We start from the raw sequence: 19,699 nt of genomic DNA, 5'->3' as shown, positions 1-19,699 counted from the left end.
TGTGAACCGACGAGCGGTTCGTCGTGCCGTGACGAGTTGGGTGCTGCTGGCGCCGAGCCTGTTCGGGATCGGAGTCTTTCTGATCCTGCCGATCGTGCTGGTCGGCTGGCTCAGCCTGCACAGCTGGAATCTGCTCGGGCCCATGGAATTCGTGGGCCTGCGCAACTGGCGCTCGGTGCTGTCCGATGCCGCATTCGGCCGTTCGCTCCTGGTGACGGGTGCGCTCACCCTGCTCGTGGTGCCGCTGCAGACCGTCCTCGGATTCGCGGTGGCCGCGCTGCTGGTGCGCCGGCGTGCCGGTGGCGCGTTCCGGGTGCTGTTCGCACTGCCCTGGATGTGCGCGCCGGTGGCGGTCGGCGTGATCTGGCGCTGGTTGTTCGCGCCCACCGACGGTGCGCTCAACGCCCTGCTGGGCCGGCGCGTCGAATGGCTGGCCGATCCGGCGCTGGCGCTGCCTTCGGTTGCGGCGGTGAGCATCTGGTCGAACGTGGGCTATGTGGCCCTGTTCTTCGTCGCGGGTCTGCGGGCGATACCGCCGGAGATCCACGAGGCGGGGGCGCTGGACGGGGCCACCGGCTGGCGGCGGATTCGCTGGCTGACGCTGCCGCTGCTGCGCCCCACCCTGTTCTTCGTGCTGGTCACCGGGACTCTCACCGCGTTCCAGACCTTCGACACCGTCTACGCGCTGACCAAGGGCGGTCCGGGCGATCGCACGAATGTGGTCGCGATGCAGATCTTCTCGGAAGCGTTCGCCGCGGCGCGGCCCGGGCGGGCGGCGGTCATGGCGATCGTGGTGTGCGTGATCATGCTGGCGATCACGGGGCTCCAGCACCGCTACTTCCGTACCAGGACCAGCTATGAATTCTGATGTCCGGCACCGGCGTTCGGCAGCGGTACGATCGGTCGCCGCCTACCTTCTGCTGCTCGCGGGCGCGCTGTGCACGGTGGCGCCGCTGGTGCTGGGTGCGTTCACGGCCGTGAAGACGCCGGGACAGTTCGCCACGGAATCGCCGCTCGCACTCCCGGATCCGACGACGTGGGACAACTTCCGCGCCGCGTTCGAGCAGGGATTCGGCCGCGCGGTGCTGGTGACGGCGTTGATGACCGCGTTCATCACCATCGGGCAGCTGGTCACCTCGATCGCCGCCGCATACGCGTTCGGCTGCACCGAGTTTCGCGGGCGCGATCTGCTGTTCTGGATCTATCTGGCGACCATGATGGTGCCGCCGATCGTCACGTTGATTCCGCTGTATCTGATGTTCGCGCACCTGGGATGGCTGAACACCTTCTGGGCGCTGGTGTTGCCGTTCGTCTTCGGCTCGCCGTACGCGATCTTCCTGCTGCGCCAGTACTTCCGGGGCATACCGCGCGAGTTGATCGGGGCGGCGCGGCTGGACGGCGCGAACACCCTCGATGTGATCGTGCACGTCGTGGTGCCGATGAGCCGTCCCGTTCTGGCGACACTCGCGGTGATCACCGTGGTGACCCAGTGGAACAGCTTCCTGTGGCCGCTGGTCGCCGGCTCGGGCCGCTGGCAGGTGCTGACGGTGGCGACCGCCGATCTGCAGACCCGCTACAACGAGCAGTGGACGCTGGTGATGGCGGCGACGACTTTGGCGATCGTGCCGCTGCTGGTGCTGTTCGTGGTGTTCCAGCGGCAAGTGCTGCGTTCCGTCGCATGGACGGGACTGAAATGAGAGCCGTGAAGACCTCGACGCTGCACGTGCTCGCCGTCGCGCTCGGGGTGGTCCTGCTGGTGACCGCGGCGCTGTGGCTGGGCCACGACGACGAGGGCGGCGCGGCTCGCACGGTGATCCGGTTGCGGATCTGGGATGCGAGTTTCGTACCGGCCTATCGCGCCGCACTCGACGAATTCCAGCGCGCCGAGCCGGATGTCGAGGTCCGGATCACAGTGGTGCCGTGGGCGTCCTATCAGCAGAAATTGCGGCTCGACGTGGCGGGCGGCACGGTGGACGACCTGTTCTGGACGAATCTGTACACCGATTACGCCGATGCCGGGCGGCTGGCCGATATCGGCGCGATGCTGGGCCCCGAGGCGGTGCGACAGTGGGATCCGGGCGCGGTGGAGCAGTACACGCGCCACGGAAAGCTCTGGGCGGTCCCGCAATTCGTGGACGGCGGTACGGCGGTCTACTACAACCGCGACCTGCTGACCGCGGCCGGAATCGACCCCGCGGAGCTCGCACGCGCGACCTGGAATCCACACGGACCGGATTCCTTCGAACCGCTGTTGCGCCGGATCACCGCTGCCGCGCCGTGGGCTTACAACGCCACCAACGACTTCCAGTCGCTGTCGCTGCCGTATCTCGGATCGGCGGGCGGGCGATTCCAGGACGGGGATCGGTACGTCTTCGACAGTCCACAGGGTGTGGATGCCTTCGGATATCTCGTCGGACTGGTTCGGGCAGGGCTCACCCCGCCGGCGGCCGATACCCGCAGCGGCAGTGATTTCGCGAAGAACGCCTTCCTGCAGGGCAAGCTGGCGTTGTTCCAATCCGGGAGTTTCACTCTGGCGCAGATCGCGCAGCAGGCGCGCTTCGGCTGGGGGATCGCGATGATTCCGGCCGGGCCCGCGGGGCGGGTGAGCACCGACAATGCGATCGGCATCGCCGCGGGCGCCCACAGCGCCCATCCCGATGCGGTGCGGCGCGTGCTGACCTGGCTCGGCAGCGCCGCCGGCAACCGCTATCTCGCGGCCGGTGGGCAGACCATTCCGGCGGTGACGGCGGATCAGCATCTGTACCGGGACTATTGGGCGGCGCGAGGGATCGACGTGTCCCCGTTCTTCGACGTGCTCGAGGGGCCGCGGATCGCGTCGGGCGGCGGGCCGGGATTCGCGGCCGCGCTGCAGGCAATCGACCCGATCTTCGACGAGATGTTCCTCGGCCGCATCCCGGTGCCCGAGGCATTGCATCGCGCCCAGACCGCCGCGCAGGCGACGGCGCAGCGCTGATCCGCTCAGATCCGGCTGTGGTCGACCAGCGGGGTACGCGGGCCGAACGCCGGCTTGCGCGCCTGACCGGATATCTCGAGCAGCCGGATCGCCCGATAGCGGTGCGGGCGTAGCGGTTCGAGATACTCGACCATGCCCTCGTCGTCGAGCGGGCGGCCCAGCAGACTCCAGCCGACGATCGCGGCCAGATGGAAATCACCGACCGACAGCGCGTCGGCGTCACCGAGGGCCCGTTGCGCGATCTCCGCGGCCGTCCACACCCCGATCCCCGGCACCGCGCGCAGCCGCTCGGCGGCCTGCTCCGGCGCCATCGTCGCGGCGGCTTCCAGCTTCTCCGCCATCCGCGCGGCGGTGACGATCGTGCGCGAACGCTGCGGATCGACATTGGCGCGGTGATAGACCCAGGACGGGATATAGCGCCAGGTCTGCGCCGACGGCGGCACCCGCATCGGCGCGGGCGTCGGCCCGGGCGCCGGTTCGCCGTACTGCCACACCAGCTTTCGATACGACCCGCGAGCGGTGACGGTGTGCACCCGCTGCTCGAGCACGGCCGGCACCAGGGCTTCGAAGACCAATCCGGTGCGAAGCATGTGCAGGCCGGGATGACGCCGGTGCGCCTCGGCAATGCGGGGATGTTCGGGCGCGAAGTCGCCGAGCTCCTCGTCGGCACACAGCATGCGGGGCAGCTGGTCGAGGAATTCCGCCGCGCCCGGGCCCCAGGCTCGCGCCGCGACCACATCGGTGTCGGCCTGGACGAGGCGGTAGGTCACCGGTCCGCTCGCCATGCGCGAGGCTCGCCAGTGGGCGCCGTCGGGTGTGACGCGATGGCACGGGTCCCCCTGTCCCCGGCGCAGGGGGGCGAGGGTTTCCGCGAGGGCTATCGGCCGGGAGGTGGTGAGGGTGCGGGAGTGGCCGCGTTCGGTGGCACCGAGATTCGCCGGCGAGGCGTTCGTGTGCGGGGAGCGGTGCCGGGGAGCGGTCACCCCGGATCGGGGGTCCTCGATCATCGGCCTGCCGCGTCCTCGCACCGACCCATTGTGCGCCGCCCGCGGGGACCGCCGAGCGGGGACCCGCCGGAAAAGCCGGGTGGCGCCGGTCGGAACGATATCTCGAGGAAACTCTCAGGTGAGAACATGGCGGAGGTCACGGATTCGCGCCACCATGTAACGATACGATCACGCACGCCGATTTCGCTGAGGAATGATGTCAACAGCAATCATTCGGCAATGTCACAACGGAGGTGTCCATGCTTACCAACATCCTGAATTGGCTGCTCAGCGCGTGGGGTGGAGTATCCGCCGGTAGCTCGGGCTACCAGGTTCCTCCGGGCACCCTGCCGTTCGGCAGCTGATCGACGTCACCGCCCTCGCCCGCCGCGTCGATGCGGCGGGCGTGCGCGGTTCGTCTCCGCCGCGACCTCCGGACATCTGAATCATCGATCGTTCAGATATTGCGCGAGATGACGGCCCGGCCGGCCGGCCAACTGTTCGGCTTGGGTTCGACAGGAGAATCCGTCGGCCAGCAGCGGGGTCACCGCGTCGGCCGCACGGAGCGCCGGAAGTAATCCGCCCTCCGCGACCGCGACCGAAATCTCGTAATGCCCGGATTGCATTCCGAAGTTTCCAGCAAGTCCGCAGCATCCGCTGATTTCGGTGATCTTGGCACCCGTCCGCCGCAATAACCGCCGGTCGGCGTCGAAACCGGTGACGGCGTGCTGATGACAGTGCGGCTGCACCACCACGGTGTCGCCCGAGCGGTCCGGCGGCTGCCAATCCGGTTGCTCCGTCAGGAATTCCGCCAACGTGCGCACCGCGCGGGCGGTGGGGACCGAGCGCGGATCGTCCGGGAGCAACTGCGGCAGATCCGATCGCAGCGCGGCCGTGCACGACGGCTCCAGGCCGATCACGAGGCCGCCGGCCCGAACGTGCTCCTCCACCGCGTCGAGCCCCGCCCGCAACCGCTTGCGTGCCCCGTCGAGCTGCCCCGTGCTGATCCAGGTGAGGCCACAGCACACCCGGCGATCCGGAATGCGGACGCGATATCCGGCCGACTCCACGAGTTCGACGGCCGCCCAGCCGATATCCGGGGCGAAGGCATCGGTGAAGCTGTCGATCCACAGCATCGCCACCGGACCGTCCGGATGCCGGTCCCGTCCGTGGTGTGCCCACTGCGCGCGGAACGAGCGCGGCGCCAGTCTCGGCGCCGGACGCCGCGGATCCATACCGGCCAGGCGCATACCCGTTCGCCGTAGCCATCGAATACCGGTGAGCGCGTTCACCGTTCGCGGTATCTTCGTGCCCACCGCCAGCCACCGCGGCAACCGGCCGAGCACATAGTGGTCGATCGGCCGCGGCCGCCCCTTGTACGCGCGGTGCAGCGTCTCGGATTTGTAGGTCGCCATATCGACACCGGCCGGACAGTCGGACGAGCAGGCCCGGCAGGACAGGCACAGATCCAGCGACTGCGCGACCGCCTCGTCACGCCAGTCCAGGGCGCCGCGCACGACCTCCTGCAGGACCCGCGCGCGGCCCCGGGTGCTGTCCTTCTCATCGGCGGTGGCGAGGTAGGACGGGCACATGAAACCACCGGTCGAGCGGGTGTCGGCGCGACATTTTCCGACGCCGACGCAGCGGTGCACGGCCGCGCCGATATCACCGTCGGCGGGAAATGGGAAACCGCCCGCCGCCGGAACCGGCCGCAGCCCGGGCAGACGCAGGTGGGTGTCGACCGGTTCGGGCCGGACCAGAACCGCCGGGTTCAGCATCGCGTCCGGATCGAAAAGTGCTTTGAATTCGGCGAATACGCGCAGGGCGTCCGGCGAGTACATACGCGACAGCAGTTCCGAGCGGGCACGGCCGTCTCCGTGTTCACCGGAGGCCGAACCGCCGTAACGGACGACGAGATCGGTGGCGTCGAACAGGAAGTCGCGAAACCGTTGCGGCGCACGGGCGATCGGAAGGTCGAGCCGGACGTGGATGCAACCGTCGCCGATATGGCCGTAGAGCAGGCCGTCGACGCGGTGATCACGCATCAGCCGATCGAAATCACGGAGGTAGTCACCGAGCCGTTCGGGCGGAACGGCGGCGTCCTCCCAGCCCGGCCAGGCCGGTTCGCCCTCGGGTGTGCGCCCGGCGAGGCCGGCGCCGTCGGCGCGAATCCGCCACAGCCGGTCGGCCGTCCCAGCGTCGGTGACGATCCGGGTGTCGAGAGCGGCACAGGCGGCGGTCACCGCGGCCGCGCTCTCGTACGCCGAATCCTCGTTATCCCCGGCGAATTCGACGAACAACCAGGCTCCGCCGACGGGGAGTTCCGGTACCGCCCGCCCGTGCGCGCGCACGACATCGACCAGCCGCGCGTCCAGGCCCTCGACCGCGATCGGACGGCCCGCCATCACCGCCTTCACATCGTCGGCGGCGGCGGGCATATCGGGATAACCGAGAACCGCGACCACGGTCGCGTTCGGCAGCGGGACCAGATCCACGGTCGCGTCGAGAACCAGGCCGCATGTGCCCTCGGACCCGACGAACGCCTTGGCGATCGACGCACCGCGTTCCGGGGTCAGATACTGCAGGCCGTATCCCGAGGCCTGCCGATCGAAGCGGCCCACCTCGGTGCGCAGGGTCGCCAGATTGCGGCGCGTGAACTCCGCCAGTCCGGGCACCACCGAGAGATCGGCGGCCAATGCGCGCTCGGCGCCGGTGCCATCGAGGATGCGCAGCTCACGCACGGTATCGGAGGTGCGGCCCCAGGACACCGCGCGCGGGCCGCAGGCATTGTTGCCGATCATGCCGCCGAGGGTGCAGCGGTTCTGCGTCGACGGGTCCGGCCCCAGTCGCAGGCCGTGGCGTCCGGCGACCTGCTGCAGGCCGGACAGCACGACACCCGGCTGCACCCGGGCACGACGGCTGTCGGCGTCGATGGACAGCACGGCGTTCATGTACCGGCTGAAGTCGAGCACCAGTCCGGGCCCGATCGCATTGCCCGCCACGGATGTTCCGCCACCGCGCGCGGTGATCGGCTTACCTTCCTCGCGGGCGAATCGCACGGCCGCGGCCACATCCTCGTCCCCGCGCGGGTAGACCACCGCCGCCGGGAGGACGCGATAGTTCGAGGCGTCCGAGGAGTACTCCGCGCGGCGGCGGGCGTCGTCGTCGACCTCGCCGTCGATCCGGTCGCGCAGGGCCCGCACCCAGGAGTCGGTCATATCGCCAGCGTAGAACGCGCGCACCCGTCCGCTCACCGCCCGGGATCGCCACGCACGGCGAGACCCGTACGACCGCCGCGTGCCGCCGAGCCCGTTACGGGAGCAGGACTATCTTGCCGAGTCCGTGACCGGTTTCGCTGTCGCGCTGAGCGGCGGCGGCCTCGGACAGCGGGTAGGTACGCGCAGCCCCGGGGAGGCGGAATTCGCCCGCGGCGACCGCCTGGGCGACGCGTGCCACGATGTCGAGGGCGGGGCCGCCGGTTCGAGCGAAGAAGGTGATGCCCTTGTCGGCGGCGGCGCCATCGGCGATGGTGATGATCCGATCGGTACCGCCACGCAATTCGATTGCGGCGTCGAGGAATCCGTGACCGGCGCAGTCGTAGACGGCGTCGACCCCGTGCGGCGCCAGCTCGCGCACGCGCTCGGCGACGCCGGGACCGTAGGTGGTCGGGATCGCCCCCAGCGTGCGCACGATCTCCTGGTTGGCGGCCGAGGCGGTGCCGACGACCGTAGCGCCGCGAGCCCGGGCCAGCTGCACCACGAACGCGCCGACCGCGCCGGAGGCGCCGTTCACCAGCAACGTCTCGCCCGACTTCACGGCCAGTTCGTCCAGGCCGGTACCCGCCGTATTGGCGGCGACCGGGATGGCGGCGGCCTCGGCGAACGACAGCTCGGCCGGTTTGGCGACGATCTGGTTGGCCAGCGCGTACTCCGCGTAGCCACCGCCCTGAGCCCAGCCCAGCACCTCGTCACCGGGCCGGAACCGGGCCTCGGGTCCGGCGGCGTCGACCACGCCGGCGATCTCGAATCCGGCACGGCGGGGGAATCCGGGCGGACCGGGCATCAGACCGGCGCGCATCTTCCAATCGGCCGGATTGACCCCGGCCGCCCGGATCGCCACCCGCACCCGATCTCCGGCGGGGTCCGGAATCGGCACCTCCACCTGCGCCAACACCTCCGGCCCGCCCACTCGCTCGTACTGGATCGCTCGCATGCTGTGGTTCGACGACATGACCTCGACCTTAGGAGGCCGGCGACCGGCAGCCGGGCGCAGCGCCGCAGCGCACGTCACCCGGCGCGTTTCGCTCGTGGCGAACCGGGACTACTTGCTCTCAACCTTTGTTGAGGTCTTAATGTCGGTGGCCCGGGGTTGAATGAACCCGGCAGCGGAAGGAGATGCGGATGAGCATCGAATCGGTCGCGTGGAGTCAGCTGTACCGGCAGGCGCACGCACCCCAGCAGCGGCGCGGTCTGCGCCGGGAGACGGCCGCGCGCATTCTGCGATTCGCGCGCCCGCATCGGGCTCAGCTCATCGGCTTCCTGATCTTCAGCATCGCGTCCGCGTTGCTCACGGTGGCCAATCCGGTGCTGGCGGGGCGCGTGGTCAACGACATCGTCGGCCATGCCGCACCGCGCTCGGTCCTCACCCTCGCGGCGGTGATCGCGCTGGTCGCCGTGCTCGACGCGGGCCTGGGCATCGTGATCCGGTGGTTGTCCGCACGGATCGGGGAGGGGCTCATTCTCGACCTGCGCACCGCGGTATTCGATCACGTGCAGAAGATGCCCATCGCGTTCTTCACCCGTACCCGCACGGGAGCGCTGGTCAGCCGGCTCAACAACGACGTGATCGGTGCGCAGCGCGCCTTCAGCACGACCTTGTCCGGCGTGGTCACCAATATCGTGACGCTGCTGTTGACCGTGGCGGTGATGGTGCGGCTGTCCTGGCAGATCACACTGCTGGCCCTGATCCTGCTGCCGCTGTTCATGTTTCCCGCCCGCAAGATGGGCACCCGGATCGCGAGCATTCAGCGTGAGGCCGCCCAGCTCAACGCCTCGATGAGCACGCAGATGACCGAGCGGTTCTCGGCACCCGGCGCCACCCTGGTGAAACTGTTCGGACGCCCGGATCAGGAATCCACCGAATTCGCGGTGCGCGCCGGGCGGGTGCGCGATATCGGCGTGCGGACCGCGATGCTGCAGACGGTGTTCGTCACCGCGTTGACGCTGGTGTCCGCGCTGGCCGTGGCATTGGTCTACGGCCTCGGCGGCTGGTACGCACTGCGCGGACAGCTCGACGCCGGCGCCGTGGTCGCGCTGTCGCTGCTGCTGACCCGGCTGTACACCCCGCTGACGGCACTGGCCAGTGCGCGGGTGGACATCATGTCGGCGCTGGTGAGCTTCGAGCGGGTCTTCGAAATTCTCGATCTGAAGCCGCTGATCCAGGATGCGCCGGATGCGGTGGCGGTTCCGGCGGGCCCGGTCTCCGTGGAATTCGACCGGGTGCGTTTCGCCTACCCGTCGGCCGACAAAGTCTCCCTCGCTTCCCTGGAGGATGTGTCGACGCTCGACCATCGCGGCGGCAGCGAGGTGCTGCACGAGATTTCGCTGCGCGCCGAGCCGGGGCGGATGATCGCCCTGGTCGGATCCTCCGGTGCGGGCAAATCGACCATCGCCCAACTGGTTTCGCGGCTCTACGATGTGGACGGCGGCGCGGTCCGGCTGGGCGGCGTCGACGTACGGGACCTGAGCACCCGGTCGATCCAGGACACGGTCGGACTCGTCACCCAGGACGGCCACCTGTTCCACGACAGCATCCGCGCCAATCTGCTGCTGGCCCGGCCCGAGGCGAGCGAGGCGGAGCTGTGGGACGCGCTGGAGCGGGCCCGGTTGCGCACGGTGATCGACGGGCTGCCCGACGGTCTGGACACCGTGGTCGGCGAACGCGGATATCGGTTGTCCGGCGGTGAACGGCAGCGATTGACCATCGCCCGGCTGCTGCTCAAACAGCCGCGGGTCGTCATACTCGACGAGGCCACCGCATCGTTGGACTCCACCTCCGAGGCCGCCGTGCAGGAGGCCCTCACCGAGGCACTGGAGGGACGGACCGCCTTGGTCATCGCGCACCGGCTCTCGACCATCCGGAACGCGGACGAGATCCTGGTGATCGAGGATGGAAGCATCGTCGAGCGGGGCAGTCATGCGCAGTTGCTCGCCGAAGAGGGCCGGTACGCGGAGCTCTACCGCACCCAATTCGCCGACGATACGGAAGTCGCTGCGGCATAAGGTGTTCGGCGCGGAGATGCGGTTCGCACCTCCGCGCCGGAAACCTTTCCTACAATCCCGCCGGGACGACAGCCGCACTGTCGTCGGCAGCCGCGGATCTCCGGGATGTGCCGGCAGTCGACGGTCCCGCGATTTCCGCCGTATCGGAGCGATCCGCCGTACCCGAACGCGGCTTACCCGCGGTCCGGCTCAGCCCGACCAGGCCCAACGCGAGCACGCCCAGTCCCGCGCCGATCCAGCCCACCACCGAGTAGTCCGCGCCCGCGCCGATGGCCAGTCCGCCCAGCCAGGGGCCGAGGGTGATGCCGATGTTGAACGACATCACATTGCCCGCCGCGCCGAGCGTTCCGGCGGCCGGGGCGAGGGCGAAGACCCGGCTGTTCAATACCGGGTTGGTCCCGAAACCGAAGGCGCCCAACAGGAACGACACCACGACGACCGCCGCCCCATAGTGCGCGGTCAGCGCGAGTACCACCGAGGCGAGCACCAGACCCGAGATTCCGACGGTGAGGCTGCGCAGCGGATGTGCGTCCGCGGTGCGTCCGCCGATCGCGATGCCGGCGAACGAGCCGAGGCCGTAGACGCCCAGCACCACCGGCACCCAATTCTCGCCGATCCCGGTCGTCTCGGTGAGCAGGGCGCCGAGGTAGCCGAAGGTGACCAGCAGCGCGGCGGTGGCCGTCACGGTGGTGCCGTACAGCAGTGCGACCGGACGGGTGGCCAAGGCGCGCAATTCCTTTCGCACCGGCGGCGCCTGCTCGCCGCGCTGTTCGGGCACCGCGATCGCCACCGCGACCATCACCAGCGCGCATCCGGCCGCCACCACCCAGAACGCCGCCCGCCAGCCCAGATGCTGACCGATGAAGGTGCCGGCGGGGAGGCCGAGAATGGTCGCGATGGTCAGGCCGCCCGCGACGACGCTCATCGCCCGCCCGCGCGCTGTCGGCGGTACCAATCCGACCGCGGTCGCCGCGGCTGCCGACCAGAATCCCGCGTAGACGAAGGCGCCGACGACACGGGTGCCGACGAGAACGCCGTAGTCGGAGGTCAGCGCCGCGACGACGTGGGAGGCGACGAAGACGGCGAGGAAGGCGAGCAGGGCGGTGCGCCGCGACCAGCGCGCCGTGACGACGGCCAGAATCGGCGCGCCCACCAGCATGCCGACGGCGAAGGCCGAAATCAGCAGTCCGGCTTGCGGAACGGTGACGCCGAGATCGGAGGCCATTCCCGTGAGCAGGCCGGACAACATCATCTCCGAGGTGCCCTGCGCGAATATCGCCAGGCCCAATATGTATACCGCCGAAGGCATGTCGGTTCCCTCTCATTTTGGATCATTCAGTTCAAAACAAAGGCATACGTAGCCGCGACTCACCGCCGGGAAGAGGTGACGGACCGTCCCGGCCGATCGATCAGAGGCAGCGCAGCGCGACCTTTGCGATACCGGCCAATGTGTTTCGGGAGGCGCCGCCGCGCGCCGCGACCCGCATACCGCCGATGGTGGCGACGACGAATTGGGCCAGATCGGACGGATCGGCTCGCTCGTCGACCTCACCCGACGCCTGCCCGGCGCGAATTACGCCGACCAGCGCGGACATCCGACGATCCAGATCGGCACGCAGCATGGCGGCGACCTCGGGATCGCGGGGACCCCTCTCGACCGTCGTGTTCACGACCAGACATCCCAGCGGATCGCCCTCGGGCGCATCCACCACACGCCGCAGCAGCGCCTCGATCTTGTCGCGCACCGAACCGGGACCGTCGAGCAGTTCGAACGTATCCGCGTTCTTGAACTCCATGTACCGCCGCAGCGCCCGCTCGAACAGGTCGTGCTTGCTGGTGAAGGTGTTGTAGATACTCGAGCGGCCCAGACCCGTGGCGGCACAGAGGTCCTGGGTGGACGTGCCCTCGTAACCAGCGCTCCAGAAAGCGCGCATGGCCGCGTCCACCGCCCCCGGTTCGTCGAACTGCTTGGGTCGTGCCATGCGGTCAGGCTAACACATTTTGGATAGATCAGTTCAAAACCGTAAGGGAGCGAATGGCGGGCGTTCGATCCGGCGCCCGCCGCTCGATCAGAATTCGCCGGCTACCGCCAGAACGGTGCGGCCGGAGTGGTGCCCGCCGCGGATGGCGTGCAGCACCGCCTCGGCCTCGGTGATCGGCGCGATGTTCTCGAGCGTCGACAGATGCCGGGGCTTCAGGTCCTTGCCGAGCCGGGCCCACAGCGCGCGCCGCTGGTCGATCGGGAAGTTCACCGAATCGATGCCGAGCAGGCCGACTCCACGCAGGATGAAAGGCATGACGGTGGTGGGCAGTTCGGTCCCGCCGGTCAGACCGCTGACTGCCACCGACCCGCCGTAGCGGACGGTGCTGAGGATGTGGGCGAGCGATTTACCACCGACGCTGTCCACCGCGCCGGCCCACTGCGCCTTACCCAGCGGGCGAGGCTTCGCGTCCGGATCCTCGGGCAGGCGGCCGATCACCGCGGCCGCACCGAGGGTGGACAGCAGCTCGCCCGCATCGGTCTTTCCGGTGGAGGCGGTGACCTCGTAGCCGAGGCCGGACAGGATGTCCACCGCGACACTGCCGACGCCGCCGGTCGCACCGGTCACCAGCACCGGCCCGTCGCCCGGGGCCAGTCCGCGGTCGAGCAGCGCCTGCACGCTCATGGCCGCGGTGAATCCGGCCGTGCCGAGGGCCGCTGCCTCGCGCGGGCTCAGGCCCTCCAGCTTGACCACCCATTCGGCGGGTACGCGCGCGTATTCGGCGAAGCCGCCGTTGTGCGCGACGCCGATCTCGTAACCGTGCGCGATCACGAGATCGCCCACCGTGAAGGCGGCGTCCTCGGAGGCCACGACCTCGCCGGTCAGGTCGATACCGGGAATGATCGGGTACTTGCGCACCACGCCGCCGCGCGGAGTGATGGCCAGCCCGTCCTTGAAGTTCGCACTCGAATAGTGCACCTTGATCGTCACCGTGCCCGGCCCGAGGAAGTCCTCGCCCACCTCCTCGCGGGCCAGTACCACGCCGTCGTCGGTCTCGTGCGCAACCATCGCCTGGAACTGCATGCGTCCGAGCATAGGAGGGCGGACGCCTCGCGGCTACGACCGACTTGCCGCCGCACCCCGTTCGGCCCGTCGGCGATCACTGTCCGAATGCGGCGACCCCTACCGGACCGACGCCGACACACACATCCAAACCTGGTGTGCGAGAACCGATTCGCAACACCTCACCACTGCCGACCACATGGACGAACACCGTGTGGACACCCGCACGCACCGGCGCCACCACCGCCTCGCCGTGTTCCATCGCCACGGTGAGGCGTCCGTCCCGATCCGCGAAATAGTTGATCTGCGCGGTCCACCCGTGCTCGAGCATGGGCCCGTCCAGCCACAGCGCCACCGGGTCGGAGCCGTCGATGCGGTATCCGCAGCCGGGTTCGGGACCGGCGAGGATGCGGCGATTCCACCAGACCGAGGCATCGACGAATTCACCGTCGTCGTTGATCATCCGCAGGTGCGGTGTGGAAGTGCCGAAAGCACCGTCCGGGGCGATCGGGCCCAGCACCTGGGCGGCGAGATTCTGCGGATAGGTCATCGGCGTCAGCACACCCCACGGCACCTCCTGCTCCAGCAGCGGTGCGCCGTCATGATCCGCGAAGGCCGCACGGGCATTCGTGAGATACGTGCGCGTGGGGGAGATTTCCCACGAGCGCGCGAACGAGACGGTCGTGTAGACGCTGCTCACTACGAAGGCCGCTGTCAGCACGATCGCGACTGCTCGCGAAGCCCGCACCGGAGCAGGTGATCTCGGTCCGATCGCGTCCGTGTGCCGGCTCGTCGTTCGCGGCCGCGCAGCCAGCAGCAGAGCGGTTGCCGCTGCCAGCACCACCGCCACGTCGGCCAGATAGCGCAGCGACTGCATGAGTTCGGCGGCGGTATTGGGGCCACCGCGGATCAGGACGATCGGAAGCGCAACGGCCAGAACGTATCCCGCGACCAGGATCCACACCGGTAGCACGCGGCGGCGCAGTCGCAGTGTCACCAGGACCATCACGGCGAGGATCAGCCAGGCGGGCACCACGGTCCATCCCGGCGGCGTGGCCCACGGTGTCGACGGCAGCCAGCGCGCCCACACCCACGGCCCGCCGACCAGGGTCGGGACGATCCCCAGGGAGGTGGCGCTGTGCAGAAGTCGCCGCGCCCCGGCCAGGCTGGTGTCGACCGCGATGTGGTCGGCGACGGTGAGATAGGCCGCGCCCCAGCCCGCCAGGATCAACGCCGAACCGGCCCACAGCGCCGCGCCCGCGCGCGCCACGTCGCGAATCGATGCCCACCCGCTCGGGCCGCCGACGATGTAGCGCTCCAGCACCGCGACAGCGAACGCGACGAACGGCACCACCACCGCTTTTTCGAAGAACAACAGCCCTACGAGCAGCACCAGCACACCGGAGACCGCATAGCAGCCTCGGCCGGTGCGCACCAGCAGCACCGCATCCGCGATCACCCATGCCAGCGCGAACTGCAGCGGCAGGGCGTTCAGCGATGCCGACCACCAGGCGAATGCCGGAAGGGTCAGCGGACAGAACAGATAACCGATCAAGGGAATCAGCACGGCCCAGCGGATCGCACCGGCTCGCCGTGGAACGAGTACCAGCAGCATGCGCAACACCGCGACCGAGGCCGCGAGCTGCAGCAGCAGCATGGTCACCACCGGCCCTGCCCATTGCAGCGGCGCGATCCGGGTCACCACCCACGCGGTGGCGAAGGCCAGCGGCATGAAGTGGCCGTCGTGGTCGTAGAGCAGCAGGTCGGCGGACCAGAGCGGATAGCGGTCGGCGCGGCCCACCAGGATGAGATCGTCCCAGTAGAAATAGCCGCGCCCGGCCACCCAGCCGCGCAGCCCGATCTGCGCGAGGATCAGCAGTACCGCCACCAGCAGTACGGGACGACGGGTCACCGCGCGCAGACCGGCGAAACCCGCAGTACGGCCCGGTCCCGAGAATCCGCCGGATCGGCCGCGCGGCACCGCGCGGGTCGATCCGAGGCGGTCTGCGGCCGAGGAGCCGCGCGGGGCGAGCTCCGTCGTGCTGTCGATCCGAGTGGCGGACGACGCGATCTCCGCGACGGCGCCGGTAGGAGCGCTGTCGTGACCGATCCTGTCCTCGCGCCCGCGACCTCCGCGCACCTCGCCTCGCCGACCAGACGACCACATCGGGACCGGCGCCCACCCACGTGCGAAGCCGGGCGCCGAGAACATGGCACCCCACCCTAGTGGCCCGCGGCCGGGCTCGCTCGTGGCGACGGCTCAGTCCCTCACTCGAAGACCGGGGCGCGCTTGCCGAGGAATGCCGCGATGCCCTCGGTGCCGTCGGGCGAATCGGCGCAGGCGGAGATGAACGCCGCCTCGCGCGCGGTCTGCTCCTCGAGCGTGTGCGAGGAGCTCACCAGCAGGAGTTTCTTGACGCTGGCATTCGAATGCCGGGGCCCCGCCGCGAATTCCGCGACCAGTTCGTCCACGGCGGCGGCGAGTTCGGCGTCCGGCACCACGCGATGCACGAGATTCCAGTCCAGCGCCTCGGCCGCCGTCAGGGTGCGGTTGGTGAGCATCAGTTCCTGCGTGCGGCGCAGGCCGATCAGGCGGGGCAGATAGTAGGAGGCGCCGCCGTCGGGACTCAGCCCGGCGCGGGTATAGGCCATGGTGAACGCCGCCGATTCGCCCGCGAGTACCAGATCACCGGCCATCGCCAGGCTGAATCCGGCACCCGCGGCGACCCCGTTGACCGCCACGACCAGCAGGGCATCCATCCGGGCGAACGACGAGAGCGCCTCGTGCAGATCGTCGGCCAGGCCCTTCACGTAGTGGCCGGCGCCACCTTCCTGGGCAGCCATGGCCTTGAGGTCGCCGCCGGCGGAGAAGAACCTGCCCGCACCGGTCAGCACGACCACCTTCAGCGCGGGATCGTCCACACACTGTCCCGCGATATCGGCCAGTTCCCGGCCGAGGACGTGGTCGATACCGTTCGCGGCCTTGGGCCGGTTCAGGGTGATCCGGGCGATGGGGCCGGTGCGCTCGAAAGTGATCGTCTCGTACTCGCTCATGGGCTGCCTTTCGGTCGAGTCTGCGGGCCCAGCATGACAAACGGCCGCACCGCGTGCGACGCCGCCACTACCGAGACATATCCGGCAGCCGGGCACGGAAACGCCGGGGCTCGGGCCGTTGCGCGACTGCGGCTATCGCGGGACGAGTTCGAGTCGCACCCCGAGCAGCCGGACCGGCCGATCGAGTTCGAACCGGTCGATGATCTCGAGTGCGACCGCGGTGATCGTCTCGGCGTCGATCGTCGGTTCGGGCAGCTTCTTCTGTTTGGTGCGGGTGTAGAAGGTATTCGTACGCACCGTGACGCCCACCCGGGTGCCGATCCGACCGGCCGCGGCCATCTCCTCCGCGACCTCGCGAGCCAGCCGCGCCACCTGGGCGCGAATCTCCTCTCGATCGGTCAGATCGTGCGGGAATGTCTCGGACTTGCTGCGCCCCACCGGAATTCGCGGCTCGGTCACCACATCGGTATCGCCGGCGCCGTGGCCGAGCACCCAGAGATACGGGCCGGTGGCCGGGCCGAATTCGGCGGCCAGGACATTCCGGTCGGCGGCCGCGAGCTGGGCGACGGTGTCGATGCCCAGAGCCGACATCCGCTGCGCGATGCGAGTGCCGATACCCCACAGCGCGCTGGTCGGGCGGTGCGCCATGAGCTCGTTCCAGTTCTCGGCGGTGAGCCGGAAGATTCCCGCACCGGGCTCGGACCGCGGCGCCACCGCTGCCTCGCGTTCCGAATGCTCCTGTTCCGCAACCTCGTTCGCACTCGCGCCCCCGGCCCCGGCGTCCGTGCTGTTCGTGGCCTTCGCGTCCGTACCTTTGCCGACGCTCTTCGCGAATCCGGTCGCCAGTTTCGCGCGCAATTTGTTGTCGCCGATACCTATCGAACACGTGAGGTTCAATTTCGCTATCGCACTGCGGATCTCGCGTGCGAGCGATTCGGGATCGTCGGTGTCTGCGGCGAGGAAGGCCTCGTCCCAGCCCAGCACCTCGACCCGCACCGGGAACCGCCGCAGCACCTCCATGACCTCGTCGGACGCCTCCTCGTAGGTGGTCATGTCGAGAGGCAGGAACACCCCGTCCGGACATTTGCGGACGGCGGTGCGCAGCGGCATTCCCGCCCGCACGCCGAAGGCCCGCGCCGGATACGACGCGCAGGTGACCACCTTGCGCGGTTCGTTCGGATCACCGTTGCCGCCGACGATCACCGGCTGCCCGCGCAGCTCGGGATGGCGGCGGAACTCCACCGCCGCCTGGAATTGGTCGAGGTCGACATGCAACAGCCACCTGGCCACGAGACCGTTCTTACCGCACGGCACCGACAGCCGGAGGGACTTCGCAGGTAGCGCCTTGCGCCGATGCCGAAACAGAACTAAATTCTGGTTATGAAGATTCGAGATCGGTTGCTGCTGGCGGCCGAGCGGCAGTTCGCCGAGCAGGGGACGCTCGACGCGACGCTGAGCCGGATCAGGGCCGACGCGGGAGCGAGCGTCGGCGCGCTGTACCACCACTTCCCGGACAAGGCCGATCTGTACCGGCAGGTCTGGGCCAATGCGCTGGCCGACTACCAGCGTCATTTCTGGGCGAGCATCGCCGACAGCACCGATGCCGAGAGCGGAGTCACCGCCGGCGTCACCGAGCATCTGCGCTGGGTCACCGAAAACCGGTACCGCGCGACAATTCTCATGTCGCCGCGGCCGCCCGGAGTGCGCGACAGCGACAGCAACCGGGAATTCCTCACCTCCGTCGCGCGCTGGTGGCGCACCCATGCCCGCTACGGCACGGTCCGCGACCTGGAATTCGACCTGCTGTACGCGCTGTGGCTGGGTCCGGCGCAGGAGTACTCGCGGCAGTGGGTGAGCGGCAGCCTCCGCACCGCGCCGACCGATGTCGCCGCGGAATTGGCCGTGGCGGCGTGGAAGTCGTTGCGTAACAACTGAAAACTTCGACAGCAGAGGATATGACCATGCAATCTGCGGCACAGGCAGACAGCCCCACCGACGGTGCGCACGGCGGGAACGGGGGCGAGGCGATCATGACGACCGGAGCCGCGACCGATGCGGGCCGAGGCGGCCCCCGTGGAGACGCCGGCCCCTCGACGGAAAGGCTCACGTTCGAGCAGGCTCGCGCGGTGCTGGCGGCGCAACCCTTCGCCCGGCACGTCGGCACCGAGATCACCGAATTCGAGGGAGGGACGGCCACTTTGGTGATCGACGTGGGTCCCGAGCACGCTCAGCAGTTCGGTTTCGTACACGGCGGGGTGATGGCCTATCTGGCCGACAACGCGCTCACCTTCGCCGCCGGTTCCGCGCTGGGCCCGAATGTCCTGACCGGCGGCTTCACCGTCACCTACCTGCGGCCCGCGCGGGGTAGGCGGCTTCGCGCGCACGCGACGGTCACCGACGCCACCCGCCGTCAAGCCGTCACCCGCTGCGAGATCTATTGCGACAGCGATGGTTCCAGCACCATATGTGCCGTCGCGCAGGGCACGGTGCGCGTGGTCGAGCGCACCCTGCCCATGAATGGATCGCATGGACTGTAGGCGGAGACTGCTGCGGGCGCAGCGGCGAACGCCATGGTCGGCGTGCCCGCACACCGGCGTGCCAAGCACATGTCGGCAGCGCTGACGATATCGGGCGCGTCCGGTCGCACGTAGGATTTCGGCATCACCACCACGAGGATGTGCCGATGACCGAATCTCCGGACCACCGCCCGGACATCGCCCAACGCCGCTCGGAGCCCGCGGTACGGATCACCGATCATGAACGGGCGCAGGCGGAGCGGCTGCTGCAGCTGGCGCTGCGGGACGGTTCGCTCGATCTCGCCGAGCTGGACCGGCGCTTGGCCGCTGCCTACGCCGCGACCACCCACGACGAGCTCGCCGCCGTGACCGCCGATCTGCCGGTGGCCGCGGCACGCGAACCGCTGGTCCTGACCACGGTCAGCGGGTCGCTGCGCAAGGACGGTCGGTGGATCGTGCCGGCCGAGATCACCGCCACCGCGGCCTCCGGATCGGTGCGATTGGATTTCACCGAGGCGATCTGCCCGCACGCGGTGGTGCAGCTGCATATCGGAATCGCTTCGGGCAGTGTCCGATTGACGGTTCCACGCGGCTGGCAGGTGGATGTCGACCGGGTGGCGTTCGTCAGCGGCAGCGCGAAGAATCGGGTGAACGAACCCCCGCTCCCCGGATGTCCGACCCTGCGCGTGGACGGTTCGATCACGTCCGGATCCCTCCGCGCCGAGTACCCGAAACCACCCCGCCGCTCCTTCTGGGCTTGGTTGCTGCGCCGCCCTCGCCGGTGACCGAGCACGGCGAGCGGCACACCGAAACACGGCGAGGGGCCGTTCACCCCGAAAGGTGA

The 19,699-nt window shown here is 69.2% G+C and carries 16 protein-coding genes; 7 read left to right on the top strand and 9 right to left on the bottom strand.

Features of this window, described 5'->3' with window-relative positions:
- Position 1: 1 nt before the first annotated feature.
- Genes NK1_RS13680 through NK1_RS13670 form a run of 3 tightly spaced genes read left to right on the top strand, consistent with a single transcriptional unit; the run spans position 2 to position 2,974 of the window.
- A complete protein-coding gene (locus NK1_RS13680) occupies positions 2 to 868 on the top strand; it encodes a carbohydrate ABC transporter permease (protein WP_063008891.1) in 867 nt (288 codons plus the stop codon).
- Positions 858 to 1,697: a carbohydrate ABC transporter permease gene (locus tag NK1_RS13675; protein WP_063008890.1), complete on the top strand. Its 840-nt coding sequence runs from the start codon at positions 858 to 860 to the stop codon at positions 1,695 to 1,697. The genes NK1_RS13680 and NK1_RS13675 overlap by 11 nt, the downstream gene beginning before the upstream one ends.
- Positions 1,694 to 2,974 (top strand): ABC transporter substrate-binding protein, encoded by a 1,281-nt coding sequence (locus NK1_RS13670; RefSeq protein WP_063008889.1) that lies wholly within the window; start codon positions 1,694 to 1,696, stop codon positions 2,972 to 2,974. The genes NK1_RS13675 and NK1_RS13670 overlap by 4 nt, the downstream gene beginning before the upstream one ends.
- A 5-nt stretch (positions 2,975 to 2,979) precedes the next feature.
- Here the strand turns inward: NK1_RS13670 and NK1_RS13665 are convergent, their stop codons facing one another.
- From NK1_RS13665 to NK1_RS13655, 3 genes are all read right to left on the bottom strand, one after another.
- The gene (locus tag NK1_RS13665) at positions 2,980 to 3,981 is read right to left on the bottom strand and encodes a DNA-3-methyladenine glycosylase family protein (RefSeq protein WP_245660478.1); all 1,002 of its coding nucleotides are present in this window, start codon (positions 3,979 to 3,981) and stop codon (positions 2,980 to 2,982) included.
- Between the two features lie 425 nt (positions 3,982 to 4,406).
- Positions 4,407 to 7,178 carry an FAD-binding and (Fe-S)-binding domain-containing protein gene (locus tag NK1_RS13660; RefSeq protein ID WP_063008944.1) on the bottom strand — a complete coding sequence of 924 codons (2,772 nt, stop codon included), beginning with the start codon at positions 7,176 to 7,178 and terminating at the stop codon, positions 4,407 to 4,409.
- Between the two features lie 94 nt (positions 7,179 to 7,272).
- On the bottom strand, positions 7,273 to 8,190 hold the full coding sequence (locus NK1_RS13655) for an NADP-dependent oxidoreductase (RefSeq protein ID WP_245660477.1): 918 nt from the start codon (positions 8,188 to 8,190) through the stop codon (positions 7,273 to 7,275).
- 170 nt (positions 8,191 to 8,360) lie between these two features.
- Here NK1_RS13655 and NK1_RS13650 point away from each other — a divergent pair, with 170 nt between their 5' ends.
- A complete protein-coding gene (locus NK1_RS13650) occupies positions 8,361 to 10,241 on the top strand; it encodes an ABC transporter ATP-binding protein (protein ID WP_063008943.1) in 1,881 nt (626 codons plus the stop codon).
- A gap of 49 nt (positions 10,242 to 10,290) precedes the next feature.
- Here NK1_RS13650 and NK1_RS13645 read toward each other — a convergent pair whose 3' ends face one another.
- The 6 genes from NK1_RS13645 to NK1_RS13620 all read right to left on the bottom strand — a co-directional run bounded on the left by NK1_RS13645 (position 10,291) and on the right by NK1_RS13620 (position 17,629).
- Positions 10,291 to 11,550, bottom strand: a complete 1,260-nt coding sequence (locus NK1_RS13645) for a Cmx/CmrA family chloramphenicol efflux MFS transporter (protein WP_063008887.1) — start codon at positions 11,548 to 11,550, stop codon at positions 10,291 to 10,293.
- A gap of 100 nt (positions 11,551 to 11,650) precedes the next feature.
- Positions 11,651 to 12,223 carry a TetR/AcrR family transcriptional regulator gene (locus tag NK1_RS13640; RefSeq protein WP_063008886.1) on the bottom strand — a complete coding sequence of 191 codons (573 nt, stop codon included), beginning with the start codon at positions 12,221 to 12,223 and terminating at the stop codon, positions 11,651 to 11,653.
- A gap of 87 nt (positions 12,224 to 12,310) precedes the next feature.
- Positions 12,311 to 13,306, bottom strand: coding sequence for an oxidoreductase (locus tag NK1_RS13635; RefSeq protein ID WP_063008942.1), 996 nt, complete (start codon positions 13,304 to 13,306; stop codon positions 12,311 to 12,313).
- Between the two features lie 76 nt (positions 13,307 to 13,382).
- Positions 13,383 to 15,425 carry a hypothetical protein gene (locus tag NK1_RS13630; RefSeq protein WP_245660476.1) on the bottom strand — a complete coding sequence of 681 codons (2,043 nt, stop codon included), beginning with the start codon at positions 15,423 to 15,425 and terminating at the stop codon, positions 13,383 to 13,385.
- A gap of 128 nt (positions 15,426 to 15,553) precedes the next feature.
- Positions 15,554 to 16,339 carry an enoyl-CoA hydratase/isomerase family protein gene (locus NK1_RS13625; protein WP_063008885.1) on the bottom strand — a complete coding sequence of 262 codons (786 nt, stop codon included), beginning with the start codon at positions 16,337 to 16,339 and terminating at the stop codon, positions 15,554 to 15,556.
- A gap of 132 nt (positions 16,340 to 16,471) precedes the next feature.
- Positions 16,472 to 17,629, bottom strand: a complete 1,158-nt coding sequence (locus NK1_RS13620; RefSeq protein ID WP_063008884.1) for a DNA polymerase IV — start codon at positions 17,627 to 17,629, stop codon at positions 16,472 to 16,474.
- A 90-nt stretch (positions 17,630 to 17,719) separates the two neighbouring features.
- On the opposite strand from NK1_RS13620, the gene NK1_RS13615 reads away from it, so the two are divergent.
- From NK1_RS13615 to NK1_RS13605, 3 genes are all read left to right on the top strand, one after another.
- Positions 17,720 to 18,274 carry a TetR/AcrR family transcriptional regulator gene (locus NK1_RS13615; protein ID WP_063008883.1) on the top strand — a complete coding sequence of 185 codons (555 nt, stop codon included), beginning with the start codon at positions 17,720 to 17,722 and terminating at the stop codon, positions 18,272 to 18,274.
- 191 nt (positions 18,275 to 18,465) lie between these two features.
- Positions 18,466 to 18,876, top strand: coding sequence for a PaaI family thioesterase (locus NK1_RS13610; protein ID WP_063008940.1), 411 nt, complete (start codon positions 18,466 to 18,468; stop codon positions 18,874 to 18,876).
- Positions 18,877 to 19,022: 146 nt separating this feature from the next.
- The gene (locus NK1_RS13605; RefSeq protein WP_063008882.1) at positions 19,023 to 19,640 is read left to right on the top strand and encodes a DUF1707 SHOCT-like domain-containing protein; all 618 of its coding nucleotides are present in this window, start codon (positions 19,023 to 19,025) and stop codon (positions 19,638 to 19,640) included.
- Positions 19,641 to 19,699 lie beyond the last annotated feature (59 nt).

This window comes from Nocardia kruczakiae NBRC 101016 (genome assembly GCF_001612965.1).
Taxonomy (GTDB): domain Bacteria; phylum Actinomycetota; class Actinomycetes; order Mycobacteriales; family Mycobacteriaceae; genus Nocardia; species Nocardia kruczakiae.
This window is presented reverse-complemented; position numbering and strand designations above follow the sequence as displayed.

Excerpts from the sequence above, each read along its gene's own strand:
- NK1_RS13675 (WP_063008890.1), top strand. The coding sequence starts at position 858 with ATGAATTCTGATGTCCGGCACCGGCGTTCGGCAGCGGTACGATCGGTC.
- NK1_RS13670 (WP_063008889.1), top strand. The coding sequence starts at position 1,694 with ATGAGAGCCGTGAAGACCTCGACGCTGCACGTGCTCGCCGTCGCGCTC.
- NK1_RS13665 (WP_245660478.1), bottom strand. The coding sequence starts at position 3,981 with ATGATCGAGGACCCCCGATCCGGGGTGACCGCTCCCCGGCACCGCTCC.
- NK1_RS13660 (WP_063008944.1), bottom strand. The coding sequence starts at position 7,178 with ATGACCGACTCCTGGGTGCGGGCCCTGCGCGACCGGATCGACGGCGAG.
- NK1_RS13655 (WP_245660477.1), bottom strand. The coding sequence starts at position 8,190 with ATGTCGTCGAACCACAGCATGCGAGCGATCCAGTACGAGCGAGTGGGC.
- NK1_RS13650 (WP_063008943.1), top strand. The coding sequence starts at position 8,361 with ATGAGCATCGAATCGGTCGCGTGGAGTCAGCTGTACCGGCAGGCGCAC.
- NK1_RS13645 (WP_063008887.1), bottom strand. The coding sequence starts at position 11,550 with ATGCCTTCGGCGGTATACATATTGGGCCTGGCGATATTCGCGCAGGGC.
- NK1_RS13640 (WP_063008886.1), bottom strand. The coding sequence starts at position 12,223 with ATGGCACGACCCAAGCAGTTCGACGAACCGGGGGCGGTGGACGCGGCC.
- NK1_RS13635 (WP_063008942.1), bottom strand. The coding sequence starts at position 13,306 with ATGCAGTTCCAGGCGATGGTTGCGCACGAGACCGACGACGGCGTGGTA.
- NK1_RS13625 (WP_063008885.1), bottom strand. The coding sequence starts at position 16,339 with ATGAGCGAGTACGAGACGATCACTTTCGAGCGCACCGGCCCCATCGCC.
- NK1_RS13615 (WP_063008883.1), top strand. The coding sequence starts at position 17,720 with ATGAAGATTCGAGATCGGTTGCTGCTGGCGGCCGAGCGGCAGTTCGCC.
- NK1_RS13605 (WP_063008882.1), top strand. The coding sequence starts at position 19,023 with ATGACCGAATCTCCGGACCACCGCCCGGACATCGCCCAACGCCGCTCG.